General features: G+C 70.7%; 19 protein-coding genes. 8 read left to right on the forward strand and 11 right to left on the reverse strand.

All coding sequences use genetic code 11. The annotated features are described in order from the left end of the window. Window positions 1-29 precede the first annotated feature (29 nt). Entirely contained in the window at window positions 30-959 is a 930-nt protein-coding gene (locus tag D5H75_RS37580) for an inositol monophosphatase family protein (RefSeq protein ID WP_119931382.1), read from the reverse strand. A 19-nt stretch (window positions 960-978) separates the two neighbouring features. Next, the gene (locus D5H75_RS37585) at window positions 979-1,992 is read right to left on the reverse strand and encodes a hypothetical protein (protein ID WP_147425412.1); all 1,014 of its coding nucleotides are present in this window, start codon (window positions 1,990-1,992) and stop codon (window positions 979-981) included. 342 nt (window positions 1,993-2,334) lie between these two features. Here D5H75_RS37585 and D5H75_RS37590 point away from each other — a divergent pair, with 342 nt between their 5' ends. Beyond that, window positions 2,335-2,601 (forward strand): hypothetical protein, encoded by a 267-nt coding sequence (locus tag D5H75_RS37590; protein WP_147425413.1) that lies wholly within the window; start codon window positions 2,335-2,337, stop codon window positions 2,599-2,601. Next, the gene (locus D5H75_RS41055; RefSeq protein WP_147425414.1) at window positions 2,598-3,062 is read left to right on the forward strand and encodes a hypothetical protein; all 465 of its coding nucleotides are present in this window, start codon (window positions 2,598-2,600) and stop codon (window positions 3,060-3,062) included. Before D5H75_RS37590 ends, D5H75_RS41055 begins: the two co-directional genes overlap by 4 nt. Before the next feature lie 289 nt (window positions 3,063-3,351). Here the strand turns inward: D5H75_RS41055 and D5H75_RS37595 are convergent, their stop codons facing one another. The 5 genes from D5H75_RS37595 to D5H75_RS37615 all read right to left on the reverse strand — a co-directional run bounded on the left by D5H75_RS37595 (window position 3,352) and on the right by D5H75_RS37615 (window position 9,042). Further along, the gene (locus D5H75_RS37595; protein WP_202638899.1) at window positions 3,352-4,485 is read right to left on the reverse strand and encodes a serine hydrolase domain-containing protein; all 1,134 of its coding nucleotides are present in this window, start codon (window positions 4,483-4,485) and stop codon (window positions 3,352-3,354) included. Window positions 4,486-4,679: 194 nt separating this feature from the next. Continuing rightward, a complete protein-coding gene (locus tag D5H75_RS37600) occupies window positions 4,680-5,624 on the reverse strand; it encodes a DMT family transporter (protein ID WP_119931386.1) in 945 nt (314 codons plus the stop codon). 206 nt (window positions 5,625-5,830) lie between these two features. After that, complete coding sequence (locus D5H75_RS37605) at window positions 5,831-6,919, reverse strand: LacI family DNA-binding transcriptional regulator (protein ID WP_119931387.1); 1,089 nt, start codon at window positions 6,917-6,919, stop codon at window positions 5,831-5,833. 47 nt (window positions 6,920-6,966) lie between these two features. Then, window positions 6,967-7,842 carry a PfkB family carbohydrate kinase gene (locus D5H75_RS37610; protein ID WP_119931388.1) on the reverse strand — a complete coding sequence of 292 codons (876 nt, stop codon included), beginning with the start codon at window positions 7,840-7,842 and terminating at the stop codon, window positions 6,967-6,969. A 195-nt stretch (window positions 7,843-8,037) separates the two neighbouring features. Next, a complete protein-coding gene (locus tag D5H75_RS37615; protein ID WP_242454751.1) occupies window positions 8,038-9,042 on the reverse strand; it encodes an SIS domain-containing protein in 1,005 nt (334 codons plus the stop codon). Between the two features lie 336 nt (window positions 9,043-9,378). On the opposite strand from D5H75_RS37615, the gene D5H75_RS37620 reads away from it, so the two are divergent. The 4 genes from D5H75_RS37620 (at window position 9,379) to D5H75_RS37635 (ending at window position 13,402) form a co-directional block, all read left to right on the forward strand. After that, window positions 9,379-10,698: an ABC transporter substrate-binding protein gene (locus D5H75_RS37620; RefSeq protein ID WP_119931390.1), complete on the forward strand. Its 1,320-nt coding sequence runs from the start codon at window positions 9,379-9,381 to the stop codon at window positions 10,696-10,698. Between the two features lie 24 nt (window positions 10,699-10,722). Continuing rightward, a complete protein-coding gene (locus D5H75_RS37625) occupies window positions 10,723-11,598 on the forward strand; it encodes a carbohydrate ABC transporter permease (protein WP_119931405.1) in 876 nt (291 codons plus the stop codon). Next, a complete protein-coding gene (locus D5H75_RS37630; RefSeq protein WP_119931391.1) occupies window positions 11,592-12,428 on the forward strand; it encodes a carbohydrate ABC transporter permease in 837 nt (278 codons plus the stop codon). Before D5H75_RS37625 ends, D5H75_RS37630 begins: the two co-directional genes overlap by 7 nt. Window positions 12,429-12,562: 134 nt before the next feature. After that, window positions 12,563-13,402 carry a sugar phosphate isomerase/epimerase family protein gene (locus D5H75_RS37635; RefSeq protein WP_119931392.1) on the forward strand — a complete coding sequence of 280 codons (840 nt, stop codon included), beginning with the start codon at window positions 12,563-12,565 and terminating at the stop codon, window positions 13,400-13,402. A gap of 215 nt (window positions 13,403-13,617) precedes the next feature. On the opposite strand, the gene rocD is transcribed toward D5H75_RS37635, so the two are convergent. Together rocD and ddaH are read right to left on the reverse strand one after the other, a co-directional pair. Continuing rightward, window positions 13,618-14,847, reverse strand: a complete 1,230-nt coding sequence (gene rocD / locus D5H75_RS37640; RefSeq protein ID WP_119931393.1) for an ornithine--oxo-acid transaminase — start codon at window positions 14,845-14,847, stop codon at window positions 13,618-13,620. Beyond that, a complete protein-coding gene (ddaH, locus tag D5H75_RS37645; RefSeq protein WP_119931406.1) occupies window positions 14,844-15,620 on the reverse strand; it encodes a dimethylargininase in 777 nt (258 codons plus the stop codon). The genes rocD and ddaH overlap by 4 nt, the downstream gene beginning before the upstream one ends. A gap of 228 nt (window positions 15,621-15,848) precedes the next feature. On the opposite strand from ddaH, the gene D5H75_RS41060 reads away from it, so the two are divergent. Continuing rightward, a complete protein-coding gene (locus tag D5H75_RS41060; RefSeq protein ID WP_147425415.1) occupies window positions 15,849-16,121 on the forward strand; it encodes a hypothetical protein in 273 nt (90 codons plus the stop codon). Here D5H75_RS41060 and D5H75_RS37650 read toward each other — a convergent pair. Beyond that, window positions 16,102-17,709 (reverse strand): alkaline phosphatase D family protein, encoded by a 1,608-nt coding sequence (locus D5H75_RS37650; protein WP_119931394.1) that lies wholly within the window; start codon window positions 17,707-17,709, stop codon window positions 16,102-16,104. The two genes, D5H75_RS41060 and D5H75_RS37650, sit on opposite strands and share 20 nt — an antisense overlap. A 510-nt stretch (window positions 17,710-18,219) precedes the next feature. After that, complete coding sequence (gene leuA / locus D5H75_RS37655) at window positions 18,220-19,920, reverse strand: 2-isopropylmalate synthase (RefSeq protein ID WP_119931395.1); 1,701 nt, start codon at window positions 19,918-19,920, stop codon at window positions 18,220-18,222. A 242-nt stretch (window positions 19,921-20,162) separates the two neighbouring features. On the opposite strand from leuA, the gene D5H75_RS37660 reads away from it, so the two are divergent. Beyond that, window positions 20,163-21,122 (forward strand): GNAT family N-acetyltransferase, encoded by a 960-nt coding sequence (locus D5H75_RS37660; protein ID WP_119931396.1) that lies wholly within the window; start codon window positions 20,163-20,165, stop codon window positions 21,120-21,122. Window positions 21,123-21,303: the final 181 nt, after the last annotated feature.

Raw genomic sequence — 21,303 nt, forward strand, 5'->3', positions numbered from 1 at the left:
AACAGGGCGGGCCGGGCTTGGACGGTGGGTCACACACGGCCGAGGAGGGCGGTGCGGATCTCCTCAGCCAGGTTGTGGCCAGAGGCGGCGATGAAGGTCTGTCTTCTGTCCATCGCCCTGCCGATGTCGTCGAGCGTGGCAAGGTGATAGTCCAGCGAGATCGTCTCCCCCGTGAGATCGACCGCCACTCCGCCGGCGGCGTCGAGTATGTAGTGACCAGGGGCAAGGTCCCAGATGGCGAAGCCCTTGTCGAACTCCACCGTGGCGTCGGTGAAGCCCGCGGCCACATGGCAGAGACTGATCGAACCGAAGTCCACGCCGATACGCCCCCGGGGGTTCTCGTCGCCCTCCACCCGGCCCAGTTCCTCGAACAGCTTGGCTTGCCGCGCCAGTGCCTTGAACCGGCCGGGCTTCATGAGGAAGTTCGTGACGAGCGCCTCGGACAGGGGAACCGACCGGTCCAGGCGCAGTTCGTGTGCCGTGCCGTTCCGCTCGACCAGGAAGGCCCGATCCTCGCCGTCACCGTCTAGGCCGGCGGCGTAGAACTGGAGGTGGTGGAAGATGTCGCCCACCACGGCGGCCACGGGCCGTGCCAGGCTCCGCGAATAGACCATGACATGGGTGTAGCCGTACAGGGATCGGACGGCCATCTCACTGGTGTCGAGAGGGTCAACGAGGACCAGGAGATCAGGGTCCGGGTCAGAGCCGATCACCTGAGGATCGGCTTCCTCCGACGCGTACACGAATGACGGCAGGGCGTCAGCGAGCAGCGTTCGATACCGGTCGTGAAGCAGGAGATCGAAGTCCGACAGGAAGTTGTCCGCGTGGCGTTCGTTGGCTCGATCGGCGTGGTTGCCGGACAGCGCGGCCGAGATCAGTCGCGGGCGGATCTCGGCCATTAGGGACGTCACGATAGAGGCGATGCGCCCGGCCAGTTCCGGCATCCGATGCTGTTGCATCTCATCTCACCTTATGTCCTCAGCGCAGCTCCAGCGGCGGTTCGATGCCGGGAGGGGCCATCGTGGCGGCCACGAACACCGCCTTGAAGCCGGCGTCCCGCATGATGCCGGCACCGGTCAGATCGTCGAAGCCGCTCACGTTCAGGTCCCGCTCCTTGGTCATCGCGCCGAAGACGGCGAAGTACAGCTCGGCTCCGGGATAACGGTTCCTGATCTCACGGGAGATGAAACCCACCACATCGGCATGCTTGACCTCGAAGTCACACAACAAGATCGACGGAGCCTCTGGCAGGTGCGGGAATGCCGACGCTTGATCCAACGCGATGAAGTCCCGGCTCTTATTGCACCTCAGGTAACCGATAGGGCACCGCCCAAACTGCGCAGAGGCCAGAAACGTGGCCATCACCAATCCCGCCTCGTTGACACCAAAGCAAGCGTCCACATCCACCCGCCGGCCAACGTTCTTGATCTGATGAACCAGCCGCTCCACCCCGTACCCGAAGGAAGCCCAGCCCAAGTTCAGCAGTTGCCCCGGCCGCGGATTCGGCAAGGAATAGACGAGCCGTTCCGGATTGCCGTACTCCATCGTCGGAGCATCGAGGATGAAGTCCGGGCCTACGACATCTTCACTGGGGAGTTGCCTCAGCTCCGTGTCGGGATACGCATGCGCCGTGTCACCGTTCATGCTCGTTACGGGACTTGCTGCCGTGAAGCCTCTCAGAGAGATCTGATCCTCCGGTGCGAGCCGTTCGTAGGCTTCGGCAACCAGCTCGCTGGGTGAGATCGTCTCGTCAGAGACACCGAGAGGGCCACTGCCGTAGGCGGCCGAAAGAATCAGCAGGCTCGAAAACGTCGGGGGTGATCCCGACTTGCCGCGGGTTCGCGCCCATGTCTCCCAGGCGTTGATAGAAGTACCACCCAAGCATGTGGTGTGACCGGTGACCTGGTTGTAGCGCGAGGCCGCCTGTTCTTGCGATATACCGCATGCGTAGCGGTGCGCCTGAAGGCTGGGTATATCGGGATAGCGATTCATAAGTTCGATTGCGGCAAGTTTGACCGATCTGGAGCGTTCCCAGAGCGACGTGCCTAGCCGTGCCAGCTCGCGCCCTCGCGCCTGAGGGCTTGACTTTGAGCTCTTTTGAGCAGGCATCTGTGCCCCCTCGCCGTCCTCTCGACCCGGACGTTACCCATCTCAATGGGCAGTCGCTGGGTTTTTCAAGAAACCCCTGGTCAGAGCACCGTTGTTCCGGTGCGGTTCTCCCTTCGTTGTCAGGTGTGGGCGTTGACGGGCGCGGCCTACCGTCGCTGCATGGCCACGGACAACACACGAGAAAGCAGCAGCGGCCAGCCGATCGAGCAGGGAGCCGACTTCCCAATGGTCCCCGAAGCTGTCGCGAGGGAGCGTGCGGAGGAGGTCGCCGAGGAATTCCCGGACTGGATGGTCTTCCGCAGCGATCGGGGTCGGTTCTGGGCGTCGCTCAGACGGGAGCTGACCAGGTACGAAATGGCCGGGTGCTGCGACCGGATGGTGGACGCCGACGACCTGGACACGCTGGTCGAGAAGCTGCGCGAACAGGAGCTGAAGCAGCAGGTCGCCGCAGCGTCCAGGCGGACGAAGCCGCGCACGAAGGTCGTGCCGTGATGCGCTGGTGGGACGATCCAGAGATCGTCCTCGCCCCAGAGGATCTACGTCGACTGGAGGCGCTGGCGGCCCTCTATCCGCACTGGGCGGTCACCCGCCGTCCGGACAGGACATGGGTCGCCAGCCGCCTCAGTCCGCCCGCCCAGAGACAGCGCGAGCAGGGGATCGTCGGCGAACTCGCCCACGCCAGCCTCGCCCGGGTGTCGGAACGGCTGGCCGAGCAAGACCGCCTAGCCTCGGCCCTACGTCTTGGACCACTCGCGGGACATCGGAAGGAGCAGGACATGACGACGAATGAGAACAGCCCGCCCGCGACCGACACATCGTGTCCGGCCGAACCCCCGCTGTCCTCGAACCCCGACATCGCCGCATGGCAGCGGGCCCTCCGGGCGATGAGTGCACGGTCACGTGCGGCACGGGACGCTGCACGCCCCGGCGACGGTCAAGCTGAAAATCGCTGATCCTGCTGCCAACCGCACCTCTGCGGGTCCGCATCGGTCACACGCCGAGGTTTGCGAGGGTGCGGGAGGGGGCGGCGGCCCCCTCGCCGGGGGGGTGGGGGCGAAGCCCCCGCTGGGCGCTGCCCGAGCTTGGACGCGCGGAGCGCTCTCACGCGAGGACCACGCCTTCGGCCTCCCCGCCCGGCCCGCGACCCCCGCCGGATCTCGGGCCGGCGGGGGTGGCGGGAGCCGTACGGGCAACGGCGGGAACCGCGACGACGTCACCCGGCCGCGGAATGCGGCTGGAGTACTAGCTCGACGGGCAGAAGATCGCCTTGACGGACTGGGAGATGGCCCGCGTCGCGGCTTCCCGCTCCTTCTCGCGGCCGGCCACCGTCGTGGAGACGGCGTACTGCAGGCGGCCGTCGGAGGAGGTGTAGGTGGTGGCGCTGAAGCCCGGGGCGGCACCGGCGCGCCCGGGGAGCAGTTCGGGGTTGCCCCCGCAGGGACCGCCGGGCGGCAGCGGGGGCTGCCCGGGCGGGGGGTCGGTGATGACCTTGCGCAGGTCCGCGGGCAGGAGCCGGCCCTGCTGGAACGCCTGCTGGAACCGGCTGACGTCGCGCGCGGTGGAGATCACGCCACCGGCGCCGAGGAGCGTGCTGGCGTTGAGCCGGTCGACATCGCGCAGCCTGCCCGTCTCGTCGGCCCAGTAGCCGTGCCCGTGCGGGCCCTTGATGCCCTGCGGCGGTTTGGTCGGCAGGTAACTGTCGGTCATCTTCAGGGGGTCGAACAGGCGCCGGTCGAACTCGGCGGCCAGGTCGCGGCCCGTCACCTTCTCGATGATCATGCCGAGCAGGAGGTAGTTGGTGTTGGAGTAGTTGAACGTCCCGACCTCCACCGGCCGCTGCCTCGTCCGGGATATCTCCAGCAACCGCGTCGGCGTGTAGTGGGTGGTGAAGTCGAAGGGGGCGGCCGGGAGATACTCGGGGATGCCGCTGGTCAAGGTGATGAGGTGGCGCAAAGTGATCTCGGACGCGCGCTCGACCAGGTCCTTCTCGACCACCTGCGGCAGCATCTCGCCGAGCGTGTCATCCAGGCTCAGCCTGCCCTCCCTGACCAACTGCATCACGATGGTCGCGGTCATCTGCTTGGTCTGCGAGCCGATCCGGTAGCGGGCGCCGGACGGAATCCTGCCGCCCTTGCCGCCGAGCAGGCGCGAGCCGGCCGAGCCCTTGCCGATGCGCTTGCCGTCGTAGTACACCTCGCCGATGGCGCCCACCACCCCCGGCGTCGCGGCCACGGCCTCCAGCGCCTTCTGCACATCGGCGATCCGTGGCCGGGCGGCGCTCTCGGCCGCGGCGCTCGCGGCCGTCGCGGTGCCGGGCAACGCGGTGGCCAGGGCCAGCACGGCCCCGGCCAGACCGGTCAGGCGCGGAACGGTCACTCGTATCACAAGGATCCCTTCCCTCGGACGCGCCGGCAGCGCAGGGCGGAGGCCCTGCGAAGGAATCTCCAGCGCGAAGCGTTCGGGGACCCACGTTCGGGCATCGGCCGTTTCCGGGGTGTTTCCGCCCTCCGGGCCGGCCTTTCCACGCACGGGACGCCGCCCGCTCTCGCGGTGCCGCGCCGGGCCGGTGGTCAGTCCCGCTTCGGGGGATCGGCGCGGGAGAGGCGGGTGCGTACGGCCAGGGCGGCGCAGGCGATCACGGCGACGCCGCCGAGGACGGTGGGCCAGGTGAGGGTCTCGCGGAGCAGGAGGGCGGCCCAGCTTATGGTCATGACGGGCTGGACGAGCTGGATCTGGCTGACCTGGGCCATGGGGCCGATCGCGAGGCCGCGGTACCAGGCGAAGAAGCCGAGGAACATGCTCACCACGCCGAGGTAGGCGAACGCGGCCCACTGGATCGCGGTGCCCGACGGCGGCTGCCGTACGGCCGAGGCGGCGGTGAGGGCGATCATGAGGGGGGCGGCGAGCACGAGCGCCCAGGAGATCGTCTGCCAGGCGCCGAGTTCGCGGGAGAGGAGGCCGCCCTCGGCGTACCCGATGGCGGCGGCGACGACCGCGCCGAACAGGAGCAGGTCGGACCAGTGCAGGCCGCCGAGCCCGTCGCCCTGGAGCGCCGCGAACACCACCGCCGCGACGGCCCCCACGGCGGCGGTGATCCAGAACCGGGCCGGGGGCCGTTCGCGACCGCGGAGCACCGCGGTGACGGCGGTCGCGGCGGGCAGGAGGGCGATCACGACGGCGCTGTGCCCGGCGGAGGCGGTGGTCAGGGCGAACGAGGTCAGCACCGGGAAACCGACGACCACGCCACCGGCGACGATGGCCAGCCGCGCCCACTGGACGCCCCGGGGCGGGCGCTGCCTCGTGAGCGCGAGCGCGGCGGCGGCGAGCAGCGCCGCGATCACCGCGCGGCCGGACCCGATGAACAGCGGGGAGATCCCGCCGCCCGACACCGCGACGCGGGTGAACGGAACCGTGAACGAGAACGCCGCGACCCCGAGCAGTCCCCACCAGAGACCGGCCCGCACCGTGGATAGCGCCGTGGGCGCGAGGAGGGTAGCGCTACTCTTATCTGTCATAAATCAGGATAACAGCCGACGGATCTTCACCGCCTCCGGCCATTGGCCAGCGGCCATCGCCGTCCGCCGTGCACCCGTCCCACCGCACACCCCCCTCGTACGGCCACGACCGCCCCACCGCACGACCGGCCCACCGCACGACCGGCCCACCGCACGACCGGCCCACCGCACGACCGCCCCACCGCACGACCGCCCCGCCGTACCGGTCAGGAGGGGGCGGCCACGGAGGCGCGGGTGATCAGGCGGGAGCGCAGGACGTGCGTCTCGTGGCGGGGGTCCGCGCCGCCGAGGATGTCGAGGAGGACCTCGGCGGCCTTGGCTCCGAGGTCGTGGACGGGCTGCTCGATCATCGTCAGCGGCGGGTCCATGACCGAGGCCCAGGGGTTGTCGTCGAACCCGATCAGCGAGATGTCGCGGGGGTAGGACAGGCCGGCCGTGCGCAGGGCGCGCAGCGTGCCGGTGACGGCCTCGGCCTCGGTGCAGAACACGGCGGTCACCCGGTCGGGGAGGGCCAGCATCCGGGCGACCTCCTGGGTGCAGTGCTCCTCGGTCTTGTCGCCGACCATGACCAGCTCGGGGTCGAAGGGGATGCGGGCGTCGTCGAGGGCGTCGAGGTATCCGCGGAGCCGTTCCTGGTCGCTCCAGAGGTTGCGGGCGGCCTCGGCCAGCAGGTCGCGGCGGGTCGCCGGGGCCTCTGCCATCGGCGGGCCCCACACGAAGCCGATGCGGCGGTGACCGGCGGCGATGAGCGTCTCGACGGCCTCGCGCGCCGCGTCGCGGTTGTCGATGACGACGGTGTCGAGGTCGAGGGAGGGGACCATGCGGTCCACGAGCACGACGGGGATGTCGCGGTCGATCGCCGCCCTGATGTGGGCGACCTCGCGGCGGTCCACGGCGGCCGAGGCGATGATGACGCCGTCCACGCGCTTGTCGATCAGCACGTTGGCGGCGGCGACCTCCTCGTCCAGGTCCTCGTAGGTGCTGAGCACGATCGTGTCGAAGCCGCGGGCGCGGGAGGTGTCGGAGATGCCGCGCAGCACGCCGGCGAAGAAGGGGTTGCCGATGTCGGCGACGATCACGCCGAGGGTGTGGGTGACCCCGGTGGACATGCTGCGGGCGAGCGCGTTGGCGCGATAGCCGAGCTTCTCGGCCGCCGCGAGGACCCGCTCGCGCAGCTCAGGACCGACGTATCCATACCCGCCGAGGGTGCGGGCGGCCGTCGCCCTGCCCACACCGGCCTCGGCGGCCACCTCGGAGATCGTCGGCGGTCCCGACTGGCCCCGGTCTGCTGGCATGGATCGCGTCCCTCTTTCCTGAGTCGGGGCTCGAAGCTCGCCACATGCTAACTCCGCGGTACGGCCGGGCGCCCGCCGCCGAAGGCGCCCTCGACGAGGCACTGGTCGTGCGCGGCGTCCGCTCCCGCGCGCAGGGCCCGCTCGATCACCGGGCGCGCGAGCCGGACGCCGGGGGCCCACCCGTCGCGCAGCGCGGAGACGGCGAACCCGGCGAGGAAGGCGTCGCCGCAGCCCATCGTGTCCACGATCTCCTTCGGCGGCTCGACCAGCCGGGCGGGGACGGCCAGGGTCTCGCGCCCGTCGTGCACGATCGCCCCGTCCACGCCGCGGGTGGCCAGCGCGAGGCGGGCGCCCCGCCGTACGGCGTCGGCCAGCAGGTCCCGGGTCGCGGAGGCGTCGAGGCCGGAGCAGGACAGCAGCACGAGGTCGGCGTGGGGGCAGACGGTGTCCAGGTAGCCCGGGGCGCGGTACTCCTCCTCGCTGGACAGGTCGAAGCTGACCAGGGGCCCGAGCCCGGCGAGCTTGGGCAGCTCGGTCTCGCTGCGGGAGTACACGCTGGAGTGCACGAGGCCGAAGGAGGCGGCGTACCCGAGCAGGTCGTCGTCGAGGACGAGCGGCTCGCGCACGGTGACGCCGCCGCCGTTCCAGTCGAGGAAGACGCGGTCGCCGTCGTCCACGCGCAGGGTGGACAGTCCCGTCTCCCCCGCGCGGACGACGCAGCGGTCCACCTCGACGCCCTGGGCGGCGATCGACTCGCGCAGGAAGCCGCCGAGGTCGTCGTCGCCGAACACGCCCAGGTAGGCGGATTCGAGGCCGAGGCGGCGGGCGAAGACGGCGACGTTCACGCTGTTGCCGCCGGGATAGTCGATGCCGCGGTCGACGAACCGGTCGACGATGTTGTCGCCGAAGCCGAGCACTCTCATGGGTCTCTCCTGTGCGCAGGCCGGTGCGCGGGGACCGGGGGCGCGCCGGGCCGGGCCCGGCGCAGGGGACGGTCGTGCGGAGCCGCCCGTACGGCTCCCGCCCGGGCGCGAGCAGTCCACGGGGCGGGCGCCGCACGGGCGGAAAGCCGCACGGAGCGGGAGCGGAAGCCGTACGGGCGGGAGCCGTACGCGGGCTCAGTAGTCCATGACGCGGTAGTACCGGCGCAGTTGGAGGGAGTGGTCGCGGACGCGTTCGAGGTGCTTGCTGACGCGGTCCATGACGGTGTCGAGGACGAGCGGGGCGAGCAGGCCGCGGAACTCGGGGCTGATGCCCTCCAGCGGGTAGTCCCGGGTGTCGAAGACGGTGACGTCCTTGGAGACGCGCTTGGCGAAGGCCGCGGCGCGGTCGGTGAGGGGGCGCGTCTCGTCCTCGCCCTGGAAGATGATCACGCTCGTGTCCTCTTCGAGGAGTTCGAGCGAGCCGTGGAAGAACTCGGCGCTGTGCACGCGGGTGGTGCGCAGCCACTGCATCTCCTCCAGGATGCACATGGAGTACAGGTAGGTGAAGCCCCACAGGTTCCCGCCGCCGATGAGGAAGTGGTAGTCGGTGTCCTTGTGGGCCTCGGCGAAGGCGGCGGCCACGGGCTCGGCCTGCCTGGCGACCTCCAGCAGGATCCCCGGGATGCCCTCGAACTCGGCGGCGAACCTCTCGTAGCCGTCGAACTCGCCGCGGCGGGAGAGCAGGCGGCCCATGAAGAGCAGCATCTGCATGTCGAAGGGCCACGTCTTCGGCTCGGAGATCAGCGCGACGTCCACGGCCTCGGCGATGGGCGACTCGGGGTAGCCGGTGAAGCCGATCGTGAGGACGCCCCGGGCCTTGCAGTACTCGATGGCGCGCAGGCTGTCGTCGGTGGTGCCCGACACCGAGGTGAAGATCGCCACGGACTTCTCACCGAGGCGCCTGTCCCCGGAGACGACCAGCTCGGCCGCGATCACCGCGCGCACGTCGAGGGTCGAGGTACGGCGGGCCAGGTGCTCGTACGGCCACATCTGCGCGTAGGTGCCGCCGGCGCCGACGAGGAAGAGGTTGTCGAACCCGTCGTCCACGAGCCGATCGACGAGTTCCTCGATCCGGGGGCGCAGCGCGACCGCGCTCGCCAGTTGGGAGAGGAATTCCGGCTCGTTGAATCCGAGCATCATGCGTCCTTTCGGGGAATGCTTGCGACCGGCGCCGCTCCGCAGCCGTGATACCGGTATCAGGCAGAGATCAAGCTGACACACGCGCCGGGAAACGTCAACAGCCCGGCAACCCTCCCCGACCGACTCCTGTCAGCTAGCTTTTTGTGCTCGCGCCCCAGCTCCGGAGATTTCCTTGAAACGATCATGAACACGGGTCTGGTACCGGTATCAGATCATCTGTACAGTCAGCCCACACCAAATGGGTTCGGGTCAGCGCTTGTCCCCCGGCCACACCTTGGCGGATCCGAGGTGCCCAGGCACCGGCGGTCCCCCTCTCCTCCGAGAGAAAGGAAAGCCATGCGCCCACGCGCACGGACGACGCTCGCGGCACTCGCCGGGGCCTCGCTGCTCGCCGTCACAGGCTGCGCGGGCGGTCAGCCGGAAACTCCCGCGGCCGACGTCGCCGCCGCGCCGCAGTACTCCGGCACGCTCAGCGTCCTCACCAAGTTCGCCGGCGACCCCGACAGCAAGTACTTCGAGGGGCTCGCCGCGGAGTACTCCAAGCTGCACCCCGGGGTGAAGGTCCAGCTCATCCAGGAGACCGACCAGAGCGTCAAGGACAAGACCAAGACGCTCACGGCCTCCAACGCCCTGCCCGACGTCTTCTTCAGTTGGACGGGCAACTGGGCCGAGAACTTCGTCCGCGGGGGCCGGGCCGCCGACCTGACCAAGGTGATCGGGCCGGGCACGCCCTGGGGGAAGACGTTCGGCAAGTCCTCGCTGGACGCCTTCGCCTACGACGGCAAGTACTACGGGATCCCGCTCTACAACAACGGCAAGTTCATGGGCTACAACAAGGCCGCGTTCGCCAAGGCCGGGATCAAGGTGCCCGCCACGTTCGAGGAGCTGATCGCGAGCTGCGCGCCGCTGCGGAAGGCCGGGTACGAGCCCATCGCCTTCGGCAACAAGGACGGGTGGCCCGCCCTGCACTACTTCCAGCAGCTCTTCGCGTACAACGTGCCGCCGGCCACGCTCCAGGCCGACTTCCACCCCGCCACGGCCAAGCTCGACCACCCCGGCTACGTCACGGCGCTGAAGCAGTTCAAGACCCTCGTCGACCAGTGCACCGACACGCGCGGCGGCACCAACGGCGTGCTCTACACCTCGGCGCAGGAGGCGCTCGCCCGCGGCAAGGCGGCGATGTACTACCAGGAGGTCCTGGAGTTCGAGTCGGTGACCGACGCCAAGGGGCTCAAGGCCGAGGACTTCGGGATCTTCCCGCTCCCCGTCCCGCAGGGCGCCGGCGGGGACCCCGGGACGATCGAGGGCGCCCCCGAGGGCTACCTGATCAACGCCAAGTCCCCGCGCGCCGCGCTCGCCGTCGACTTCATGAAGTTCGTGACGAGCGTGGAGAACGCCAAGAAGCTCTCCGCCCCGCCGTACGGCCAGCCCAGCACGGTGATCGGCGCGGTCACGCCCGAGAACTCCAGCAAGGCGGTCTACGAGGGCATCGAGCTGGTCAACAAGGCGCCGCGCCTGGTCCCGTGGCTCGACACCGTGACCGTGCCCGAGGTCGCCGACGCCTGGCTCGCCGGCGGCGAGGCGCTCGTGAGCGGCGGCAAGACCCCCGAGCAGGTGCTCGAAAGCGTGCGCCAGGCCTCGGCGTCGGTCAGGTAGCCGGGGGAGCACGTGCGCGCCATCATGCGAAGGGCACTCGGGCTGGCGTGGGTCGTCCCCGCGCTCGCGCTGGTCGGGGTGTTCGTCTACCTGCCGCTCGTCCAGAACTTCGGGTTCAGCACGCTCAAGTGGGACATCTACAGCGGCGGCCAGGAGTTCGTCGGGCTCGGCAACTACCTCCGCCTGCCGAGGGACCCGGTCTTCTGGACGTCGCTCGTCAACAACGTGCTGTACGCCGCGGTCTCGATCGTGTTCCAGGTGTTCGGCGCGCTCGTGCTCGCCGCGCTCATCGAGAGCATCCGGAGCGACCGGTGGCGGCGCTCCCTGCGGGCGATCTACTTCATCCCCTCGGCGATCTCGCTGACGGTCGCCGGCCTGCTCTTCTACTTCATCTACGAGCCCAGCATCGGCCCGCTCAACCACGCGCTGCGGGCCGTGGGCCTCGGCGGGCTCGCCGAGGCGTGGCTGGGGCAGGAGAGCACGGCCATGGGCGCGATCATCGCGATGAGCCAGTGGCAGGGCTTCGGGTACTCCACCCTGCTGTTCGCGGTCGCCATCCAGCGGATCCCGTCGGAGATCTACGGCGCCGCCCTCATCGACGGCACCGGCCCGGTGCGGCGCTTCTTCTCCGTGACGGTCCCCCTCGTGCGCGAGATGACCGGGCTGATGACGATGGTCACGATCTCCGGCGGGTTCCAGGTGTTCAACGAGGTCATGGTGATGACCAGCGGCGGCCCGGACAACTCGACGCAGGTGCTCGGGACCTGGCTGTACCGCAGCGGGTTCGTGCGCAACGACTTCGGCTACGCCGCCGCGATCGCGACGGTCATCTTCGTGATCACGATGGCCATCGCGGTCGGGCAGCTCTGGGTCGCCCGCAGGAGAAGGGTGGAATGGTGACTCGCCTCGGCTTCCTCGGCGTGATCGCGCGCGCCTTCATGTGGGCCTTCCTGATCGCCCTCGCCGTGGTGGTGCTCTATCCGCTGCTGTGGATGGCGCTCAACGGGTTCAAGACCAACGCCGAGCTGTTCGGCGACCCCTTCGCGCTCCCCGCGGACTGGAGCTTCGAGAACTACGCCAAGGCGTGGAACCGCGGCGTGAGCGACTACCTCACCACCAGCGTGCTCGTCACGGTCACCTCGACGATCACGACGGTGTTCGTCAGCGCCTGGGCCGCCTACGGGCTCACCCGCGTGAACATCCCCTTCGGCAAGGGCGTCTCGGCGGCGATCCTCGGCGGGCTCATGCTCGCCCCCACGGTCGCGCTCGTGCCGCTGGTGAAGATGTTCCAGGCCATGGGGCTCTACAACAGCTTCTGGGCGCTGCTCATCCTCTACACGGCCTTCCGCATCCCGTTCACCACGTTCCTCATCCGCGCGTACATGATCGACCTGCCGCGCGAGGTGGACGAGGCGGCCGAGGTGGACGGCGCGGGGCGCTGGACCGCCTTCTGGCGGATCATCCTGCCGATGTGCAAGCCGATCATCACCTCGACGGTCATGCTGCACATCCTCTTCACCTGGAACGAGTACCTCTTCGCGATGGTCTTCACCAGCGGGACGGGCGTGCAGACCCTGCCCGTGGGCCTGACGAGCCTGATGAGCAAGCACGGGACGGAGTTCCCCGTCGTCTTCGCCGGCATGTCCATCGCCGCGCTCCCGGTGGTGCTGCTGTTCTTCCTGGGCCAGCGCCACATCGTCAAGGGGCTCTCCGACGGCATCGGCAAATGACGGGACGCGCGTGACGGGACCCGCGCGCGACGGGACCCGCGCGCGACGGGACCGGCTGTGACGGCATCGGCGAGCGGCCGGGCGCCGGGCCGGCGAGTGACGGAATCCGCGACCAGACGGCAAGCGAGGCCACGATGACCCTCTCCCTGCGGCGGTTCACCGCGTCGAACTTCTCCTACCAGCACCTGCCGTTCGACAGGTTCCTCGACGACGCCGAGGCCCTGGGCCGGGAACGCGTGGAGTTGTGGGGGATCGCCCCGCAGCTCCACATCCCCCGGCTGAGCGACGCCGAGGCGCGAGCCGTACGGCGGCGCCTGGCCGAGCGGGGCCTGACCGCGCACTGCCTGACCCCCGAGCAGGTGATGTACCCGGTCAACCTGGCCTCGCCGGTCACCTGGCTGCGGGCGGAGAGCGTGGCCTTGTTCCGGCGGGCCGCCGAGGTGTGCGCCGAGCTCGGGGCCGGGCTGCTCCTCCTCACGCCGGGGCGGGGCTTCGAGGACGAGCCCGCGGAGGCCGCGTGGCGGCGGTCGGCGGACGCGATCGGCGAGATCTGCGAGTACGCCGGGGGCCTCGGGGTGACGTGCGTGCTGGAGGCGCTGCAACGGGTGGAGTCGAACCTCGTCAACGACGCGCGCGGGCTCGCCCGCATGATCGGCGAGGTGGGCGCCCCCAACCTCGGCGCGGTGCTGGACACCGTGGCGATGGCCGCCGCCGGGGACACCGTGGACGACTACTTCGACGCGCTCGGCGACCGCGTCCGCCACGTGCACCTGATCGACGGCCGGCCCACGGGTCATCTGGCGTGGGGCGACGGCGAACTGCCGCTGGCGGACTACCTCGCCGCCCTGGACCGGCGCGGGTACGCCGGGCACCTGACCTTCGAGCTGTTCGGCGACGGCACCTACGCCTTCGACCCGCGGCCCGCGGTCGAGCGGTGCCTCGCGGCCGTCAGGAACGCCCTCCCGGCGGCCTGAGCGCGGACCCCGTCCCCAGGCCGAGCCCCGCCTCCGGGCGAGCCCCGCCTCCGGGCGAGCCCCGCCTCCGGGCGAGCCCCGCCTCGGGGCCGCGTCTCGCCCCCGGGCGCGTCTCGCCTCCGGCCGGGGGCCTGCCGCCGGCGGAACGGCTCGCGCCGCCGTACCCGGGAGCTGCCCCCGGGTACGGCGGCGCGCCGTACGAAATGAGCGAGATGTCAGGACTTGGCCCTGCGCTCGTGGACGACCTCGGCGAGCATGTCGATCGCGTGGTCGAGGTCCTCCTGGGTGATGACGATCGGCGGGGCCAGGCGGATGGTGCTGCCGTGGGTGTCCTTGGCGAGGACGCCGCGCCGCATCAGGGCCTCGCAGATGTCGCGCCCGGTGCCGAGGGCGGGGTCGATGTCGACGCCGGCCCACAGCCCGCGGCCGCGAACGGCGACGACGCCCTGCCCGACCAGCTTGCCCAGGCGCTCGTGCAGGTGCGCGCCGAGCTGCTTGGCCCGGGCCTGGAACTCGCCGGTGTTCAGGAGGGCGACGACCGAGCGGGCGACAGCGCAGGCGAGCGGGTTGCCGCCGAAGGTCGAGCCGTGCGTGCCGGGCTGCAGGACGCCGAGGACGTTCGTGTCCGCGCAGACCGCCGAGACCGGGACGACGCCGCCGCCGAGGGCCTTGCCGAGGAGGTACATGTCGGGCACGACGCCCTCGTGGTCGCAGGCGAAGGTGTCGCCGGTGCGGCCGAGGCCCGACTGGATCTCGTCGGCGATGAACAGGACGTTGTTCTCCGAGCAGATCCGGCGCACGTCGGACAGGAACCCGTCCGGCGGCACCAGGACCCCGGCCTCGCCCTGGATCGGCTCGATCAGGACCGCGACCGTGTTGGCGTCGATGGCGTCGCGGATGGCGTCCGCGGAGCCGTACGGCACGATCGTGAAGCCCGGGGTGTACGGCCCGAAGCCGTCGCGCGCGACCGAGTCGGTGGAGAACGACACGATCGTGGTGGTGCGGCCGTGGAAGTTGTTCTCGGCCACGATGATGTTGGCCTGCCCGGCGGGCACGCCCTTGACGTCGTAGCCCCACTTGCGGGCGACCTTGACGGCGGTCTCGACGGCCTCGGCGCCGGTGTTCATCGGCAGGACCATCTCCTTGCCGGTGAGGTCGCCCAGCTCGGCGCAGAACGCGGCGAACTGGTCGTGCACGAACGCCCGGCTGGTGAGCGTGAGGCGGTCGAGCTGGTCACGGGCCGCCGCGATGATGTCGGGGTGGCCGTGGCCGAAGTTGAGGGCGGAGTACCCGGACAGGCAGTCGATGAAGCGGTTGCCGTCCACGTCCGTCACCCACGCGCCCTCGGCGTGCTCGATGACGACGGGCAGCGGGTGGTAGTTATGGGCCGTACGGGCCTCGGAGAGCTCCAGGAGCTCGCTGGTTCGTGTGGTCGCCTGGATCATCGGCGGATCTCCAGAGTGCAGCATTTCGGACCACCGCCGGCCTTGCGGAGCTCGGACAGGTCCACGGGAACGACTTGGTAACCTCGGCGTCCCAGCTCCTCGATCAGGGCTGTGGCCTCGGCGTTTATCACAACGTTACGTCCATCCCCCACAGCGTTCAGTCCAAGCACCTCGGCGTCCGCGTGTCCCGCGATCACCGCGTCGGGGAACAGCGACTCAAGGACGCGGCGGCTGCCCTCGGAGAACGCGCCGGGGTAGTAGCACACGTTGTGCCCGTCGAGCGGGAACAGCGCCGTGTCGAGGTGGTAGAAGCGCGGGTCCACGAGCTGGAGCGTGATCACCGGCCTGCCGAGCGCCTCCTGCGCCTCCTTGTGGGCGGCGATGTCGGTGCGGAAACCGGTCCCGGCCAGGATGAAGTCGTCGAGCGTGAGGAAGTCGCCCTCGCCCTCGTTCGTGTGCTGCGGGTCGATGACCTCGGCGAAGCCGGCCTTGCGGAACCAGTCGGCGTACGCCGGGCCCTCGGCGGCGCGCTCGGCGTTGGCGAACTTCGCGCCGTACACCCGCCCGTCCACGACCAGCGCCCCGTTGGCCGCGAACACCATGTCGGGCAGCCCCTCGATCGGGTCGATCAGGTCCACGGTGTGCCCGAGGTCGAGATACGCCTGGCGGAGCGCCTCCCACTGCGCGATCGCGCGGTCGCGGTCGGCCCCGGCGGAGGGGTCCATCCACGGGTTGATCGCGTACTCGACGGCGAAGAACTCCGGACGGCACATGAGGAAGTGCTTCGGCCGGACGGCCCCGGCCGAGGGCGCGACCCGCTCGTCGGCGGGCAGCGTCAGTGACACCATGCAGAGCTCCGAAATTCGACTGAAGCCGCATGTCAGCGGCTATCGAGAGGTCCTTGAGACCACGGTGTTCCGTGGCAGCCAAAGCCTAGAAATCCGGTTTGTCCCAGCCAAGCAGGCGACATTGCGCAATTGCCGCGATCCATTGCATGATCCGTGCCCGCGACACCGATCCGTTGCGCGCCCCCGCCCCTCCCCGGCACGGCTCGCGCCCCCGCCACCGCCGGCGGCCCGCCCGGCACGTACGCCGCGGGCCGCGCGACCGACGCCGCTCTCCGCGCGGTGCTGGCCGGGCTGGCCGGGCTGACCGTGCTGGCCGGGCTGGTCCCGGCCCCGGCGCCGACCCCGTTCGCGGCGGCCCGGCGGCCGGGCGGCGACGTCACGGAGGGCCCGGCCCGAGGCCGTACGGCTAGAGGGGGACGGTCTTGAGGGGGGTCAGTTCGGGGGGTTCCGTGGCGGTCTTGGCGGTGTGCCAGCGCACGACGGCGTCACGGCCGCGCAGGTCCAAGGTGGCGACCGAGTTGTGGAACCACGGCCCCTCCTGGATCTTCCACCGGTACGGCGGCGCGGACAGCCCGGCGGCGCGCGCGAACAGGCCCCCGATGAGGGAGGCGACGCCCAGGCTCGCCACGGCGTTCGCGATCCGGATGACCAGGCCCAGCGGGTTCCGGATCGGGGAGCAGACCACCTGGTAGACGCGGCTGCGGCGGACCCGCGCGAGGTAGGAGTAGTGGATGTCGCCCGACAGGAACAGGATCGTGGCCGGGGCCGCGCCGCGGCGCCCCGCCGCGACCTCCTTCACCAGCCCGGCGAGCCGGTCGAACGACCTGCGGAACGCGGCCCAGTGCTCCAGGTCCACGGCCTGGCGGATGCGCTCCCCCACGCGCGCCGCCCGCGCGCCCCACGCCCCGGCGCAGACCGCCTCGTTCCAGCCCTCGATCTGGTGCAGCCCCGACGGCAGCAGCACGGGCAGCGACGACCCGATGACCAGGTGGTCCACGTCGCCGGTGAGGTGGGCGTCCAGCCAGGCCCACTCCCCCTCGTCCAGCATCGACCGCGCGCCCGGGTCCAGCACGCGGGCGCACCGCGAGTCCAGCACGATCAGCCGCGACCCGCCCGCGTCCCGGGCGAAGCTCCAGCGGTACGACGCGGGGTCCTCGTCGGCCCGGAGCGCGAACTCGTCCAGGATCGCGGCGCCGTCCCCGTCGTTCTCGCGCAGCGCCTTGAACACGGCGTCGGCCTCGCGCTCCGAGGGGGAGAGGTTGCCCAGGTGCTGGTAGACCCAGTAGGCCCCGAGCCCGGCCACCACGCGCCGCCGCCACCAGGGCAGCTTCAGCATCTCCTCGCGCCAGGTCCGTGAGGTGTTCCAGTCGTCGCGCAGGTCGTGGTCGTCGAAGATCATCGCGGTGGACAGGGTGGACATGAGCCAGCGGATCTCGGGGTCCGTCCAGGCCCGCCGGTACAGCTCGGCGTACTCCTCGAAGTCCGCCACCTCGCCACGCGGCTCCTCGTCCCCGCGCCGCGCCGCGATGTACTCCTTCATCTCCGCGTCGGGCTCGTCGGCGTACACCTGGTCGCCCAGCATGAGCAGCAGGTCCGGCCACTCCTCCGGCGGCTCGGCCGCCATGCGCACGCCGTACGCCCGCAGCACGTCCACGCCGTGGGACAGGATGTGCGTCATGTCGTGCGGGACGCTGGTCCGGCACGAGCCGAACAGGAGCCGCAGCCCCCGCCCCTCGCCGCGCGTCCGGATCACACTGGCGGGGAAGGGCGAGTCCGGCTCCGGCCAGACCCGCTCGCCGTCCACGTCCACGGTGTACGGCAGCGCGGCCCCCGGCGGCAGGCCGTCCAGCTCCGCGAGCGCGAAGTGGTGCCCGTGCACGGTGAAGGTGCGGGCCTCGGCGACGTGCTCCCCCGCCGTCACCCGGACCGTCCCCGGCCGGTCCACCTCGGCCCACACGGCCGCGCAGGTCTCGTCGACGTACCTCAGCAAGGGCCCGAGCACCAGTCGCGACATCGCCGCCTCGTTGATCGTCCTCCGCGATGCCCCGACTCTACCCCCGCCCCCACCGCCCCATCGCGCCCGCTCCCCCGCGTCCCGCCGATCACGCGCTTTTTATGACACCGTGTGCGCAAAACTGCATGATCACGGCGAAGGCGGGGACCCGCGGGGAGGCGCGGCCTCCGGACCTGACCGGGACGGCGGGCCGCCCGGGGAGGCGGCCCGCCCGGGGAGGCCGCATGAGGAGGCAGACCGCAGGAGGAGGCGGCCGGCGCGGGGAGGCCGCCCGTGCCGGGGAGACCGCCCGCACGGCGAGACCGCCCGCACGGGGAGACCGCGTGCGGGGAGGGCACCCGTGCGGGGAGGGCGCTGCGGGGGTGCGGGCGGCGTGTCAGACGGAGGATGCCGGCCCTCGGCGCGCGGACCCGGTTCGTACGGCGGCGCGTGGCGGGGACCCGGCCGTCCCCGGGGCGAGGAGGGGAACCGTGCGGCGGGCCGGGCGGGCGGCCCGCCGTACGGGGCGGGTCAGCGGCCGGCGCGGTTCACGGCGGACAGGATGGCCTTGAGGGAGGCGGTGGCGGTGTTGGAGTCCACGCCTACGCCCCACAGGACCTCGTCGTCCACGGCGCACTCGATGTAGGCGGCGGCGCGGGCGTCGGTGCCCTCGCTCATCGCGTGCTCGGAGTAGTCCAGCACGCGGACGTTCACGCCGATCGTGCCCAGCGCGTCGATGAAGGCCGAGATGGGACCGGTGCCGACGCCCTCGATCTCGCGGATCTCGCCGTCCACGCGCACGTCGGCGCTGATCGCGTCCTTCTCGTCCACGCGCGAGGTCTGCCGGTGCGCCAGCAGGCCGATCCGGCCGCCCATGCCGAGGTACTCCCCGGAGAAGATCTCCCACATCTCCTCGGGCGTGACCTCGCCGCCCTCCTCGTCCGTGCGCGCCTGGATGACGTGCGAGAACTCGATCTGGAGCTTGCGCGGCAGCTCGAAGCCGTGCTCGGCCTTCATGATGTAGGCCACGCCGCCCTTGCCCGACTGGCTGTTGACCCGGATGACCGCCTCGTAGCTGCGGCCCACGTCCTTGGGGTCGATCGGCAGGTACGGCACCGCCCAGGTGTACTCCGCCACCGGCACGCCCGCCGCGGCGGCGTCGGCCTCCAGGTGCGCGAAGCCCTTGTTGATGGCGTCCTGGTGGGAGCCGCTGAAGGCCGTGTAGACCAGCTCGCCGCCGTACGGGTGGCGGGGGTGGACCGGGAGCTGGTTGCAGTACTCCACGACCCGGCGGATCTCGTCGATGTCCGAGAAGTCGATCATCGGGTCGATGCCCTGCGAGAACAGGTTCAGGCCCAGGGTGACCAGGCACACGTTGCCGGTGCGCTCGCCGTTGCCGAACAGGCAGCCCTCGATCCGGTCGGCGCCGGCGAGGTACCCCAGCTCGGCGGCGGCCACGGCGGTGCCCCGGTCGTTGTGCGGGTGGATCGACAGCACGATCGAGTCGCGGTTCGCCAGGTTGCGGCTCATCCACTCGATCTGGTCGGCGTACACGTTGGGGGTGGCCATCTCGACCGTGGCCGGCAGGTTGATGATCACCTTGCGGTCGGGGGTGGGCTCCCACACCTCGTTCACCGCATCGCACACCTCCACGGCGTACTCCAGCTCGGTCCCGGTGAACGACTCGGGGGAGTACTCGAAGAAGATCTCGGTGTCGCCCATGTCCTCCGCGAGCTTCTTGCACAGCTTCGCGCCCTCGACCGCGATGGCCGTGATGCCCGCCTTGTCCTGGCCGAACACGACCCGGCGCTGGAGCGTGGAGGTGGAGTTGTACAGGTGGACGATCGCCTGCCTGGCACCGCGCACGGCCTCGAAGGTGCGCTCGATCAGCTCGGGCCGGGCCTGGGTCAGCACCTGGATCACCACGTCGTCGGGGATCCGGCCCTCTTCGATGATCTGGCGTACGAAGTCGAAGTCGGTCTGGCTCGCCGCCGGGAAGCCGACCTCGATCTCCTTGTAGCCCATGCGCACCAGCAGGTCGAACATCTTCAGCTTGCGGTGCGGGTCCATCGGGTCGATCAGCGCCTGGTTGCCGTCACGCAGGTCCACGGCGCACCACTGCGGGGCCTTGTCGATCACCTTGCCGGGCCAGGTGCGGTCAGGCAGGGCCACGGGGGTGAACGGCTGGTACCGGGAGAACGGCATGGAGGTGGGCTGCTGCTGGGGATACATGTGATGCCTCGCTGGGTTCGTCGGTTCGCTGGAAGAAACAGTCGGCCGACGCGCATGGCTAGCTCCGCGGCGAGGGAGCCGGCCTACAGGCCCCCGCCGCGGCGGCTAAGAAGCAGCACACGCAGCATGATGCGTGTGACGCTACCAGACGCGAGCGAACAGGTGGGAAACGCGTCCACGATGCGGACTCGCCCCGGAAAATCGTTCGACGCCGCGGAGGGGCGTGCGATTGGCTTGGGGGCGTGATCACCCAGCTCGACTTCGAGGCGCCCGGCGACCTGCTCACCGCCTACCACGCCGCTCACATCGCCGCCGAGAGACTGGACGAGAACGGCGGCCCGCTCATGTCGCTCCAGCACTTCACCGGCATGATCCGGTACGGCCACGCGGGCGAGCCCGGGGAGACCTGGGTGCGTCCCGAGGGCGGCTACACGCTGCGCTTCCCCGAGCCGGACAACGCCCACGCGGCGCTCCTGATCTGCCTGGTCGTGCACCCCGACCACCGGGGGAACGGCATCGGCTCGGAGCTGCTCGACCACGCGATCGAGCGGAGCCGGGCGCACGGCAGGCGGCTGATGCTCGTCGAGACGGTCGCCGAGGGGCCGGGCGCCCTGTTCGCGAAGGCCAAGGGCTTCTCCGCGGCCACGCTGGACGCCCGCCGGGTGCTCGATCCGCGCGAGGTCGATCTCGCCGCCCTCGACCCCGGGCCGGCGGACGGGTACCGGCTGGAGCGCTACACCGGCATGGTGCCCGACGCGCTGCTGCCCGACCTGGCCACGGTCATGACCGCCATGAACGACGCCCCGCTGGACGACCTCGACTACGAGGACGAGCACTGGGACGCGGCCCGCTACCGCCGGCACGAGCAGTCCCTGGCGGCCTCGGGCCTGCGGGTCTACACCGTGCTCGCCCGGCACGCCGGCTCCGGCGCCCCCGCGGGCTTCACCCGCGTCTTCGTGGACCCGCTCGACACCGGGGGCTGGGCGCACCAGGCCGACACGGCGGTCAGCCGTGAGCACCGGGGTCACGCCCTGGGCATGCGGCTCAAGCTCGACATGCTCGGCTGGCTGCGTACGGCGGAGCCGCGGGTCACGCGGATCATCACCTGGAACGCCGCGTCGAACACGCACATGGTGGGGATCAACGAACGGCTCGGCTACCGGCTGCTCGACGAATGGTACGAGTGGCAGCGGGCCATCTGACGGCTCGCGAGATCCGCTGACGGCTGCCGATCCGGCCGGGACGCGCGTCCCGGCCGGGCGCGACGTGCTTCCCGTGATTCTCCCCATAAATGCCGGAAGGGCCGACACGTAACGTGTCGGCCCTTCCGTTCAAAGATGGTCCGGCGGCGTCCTACTCTCCCACACCCCTTCGAGTGCAGTA

It is taken from the genome of Bailinhaonella thermotolerans (genome assembly GCF_003594875.1).
Classification (GTDB): Bacteria; Actinomycetota; Actinomycetes; order Streptosporangiales; family Streptosporangiaceae; genus Bailinhaonella; species Bailinhaonella thermotolerans.

Excerpts from the sequence above, each read along its gene's own strand:
- D5H75_RS37580 (WP_119931382.1), bottom strand. The coding sequence starts at position 959 with ATGCAACAGCATCGGATGCCGGAACTGGCCGGGCGCATCGCCTCTATC.
- D5H75_RS37585 (WP_147425412.1), bottom strand. The coding sequence starts at position 1,992 with ATGAATCGCTATCCCGATATACCCAGCCTTCAGGCGCACCGCTACGCA.
- D5H75_RS37590 (WP_147425413.1), top strand. The coding sequence starts at position 2,335 with ATGGTCCCCGAAGCTGTCGCGAGGGAGCGTGCGGAGGAGGTCGCCGAG.
- D5H75_RS37600 (WP_119931386.1), bottom strand. The coding sequence starts at position 5,624 with ATGACAGATAAGAGTAGCGCTACCCTCCTCGCGCCCACGGCGCTATCC.
- D5H75_RS37605 (WP_119931387.1), bottom strand. The coding sequence starts at position 6,919 with ATGCCAGCAGACCGGGGCCAGTCGGGACCGCCGACGATCTCCGAGGTG.
- D5H75_RS37610 (WP_119931388.1), bottom strand. The coding sequence starts at position 7,842 with ATGAGAGTGCTCGGCTTCGGCGACAACATCGTCGACCGGTTCGTCGAC.
- D5H75_RS37615 (WP_242454751.1), bottom strand. The coding sequence starts at position 9,042 with ATGATGCTCGGATTCAACGAGCCGGAATTCCTCTCCCAACTGGCGAGC.
- D5H75_RS37620 (WP_119931390.1), top strand. The coding sequence starts at position 9,379 with ATGCGCCCACGCGCACGGACGACGCTCGCGGCACTCGCCGGGGCCTCG.
- D5H75_RS37625 (WP_119931405.1), top strand. The coding sequence starts at position 10,723 with ATGCGAAGGGCACTCGGGCTGGCGTGGGTCGTCCCCGCGCTCGCGCTG.
- D5H75_RS37630 (WP_119931391.1), top strand. The coding sequence starts at position 11,592 with ATGGTGACTCGCCTCGGCTTCCTCGGCGTGATCGCGCGCGCCTTCATG.
- D5H75_RS37635 (WP_119931392.1), top strand. The coding sequence starts at position 12,563 with ATGACCCTCTCCCTGCGGCGGTTCACCGCGTCGAACTTCTCCTACCAG.
- rocD (WP_119931393.1), bottom strand. The coding sequence starts at position 14,847 with ATGATCCAGGCGACCACACGAACCAGCGAGCTCCTGGAGCTCTCCGAG.
- ddaH (WP_119931406.1), bottom strand. The coding sequence starts at position 15,620 with ATGTGCCGTCCGGAGTTCTTCGCCGTCGAGTACGCGATCAACCCGTGG.
- D5H75_RS37650 (WP_119931394.1), bottom strand. The coding sequence starts at position 17,709 with ATGTCGCGACTGGTGCTCGGGCCCTTGCTGAGGTACGTCGACGAGACC.
- leuA (WP_119931395.1), bottom strand. The coding sequence starts at position 19,920 with ATGTATCCCCAGCAGCAGCCCACCTCCATGCCGTTCTCCCGGTACCAG.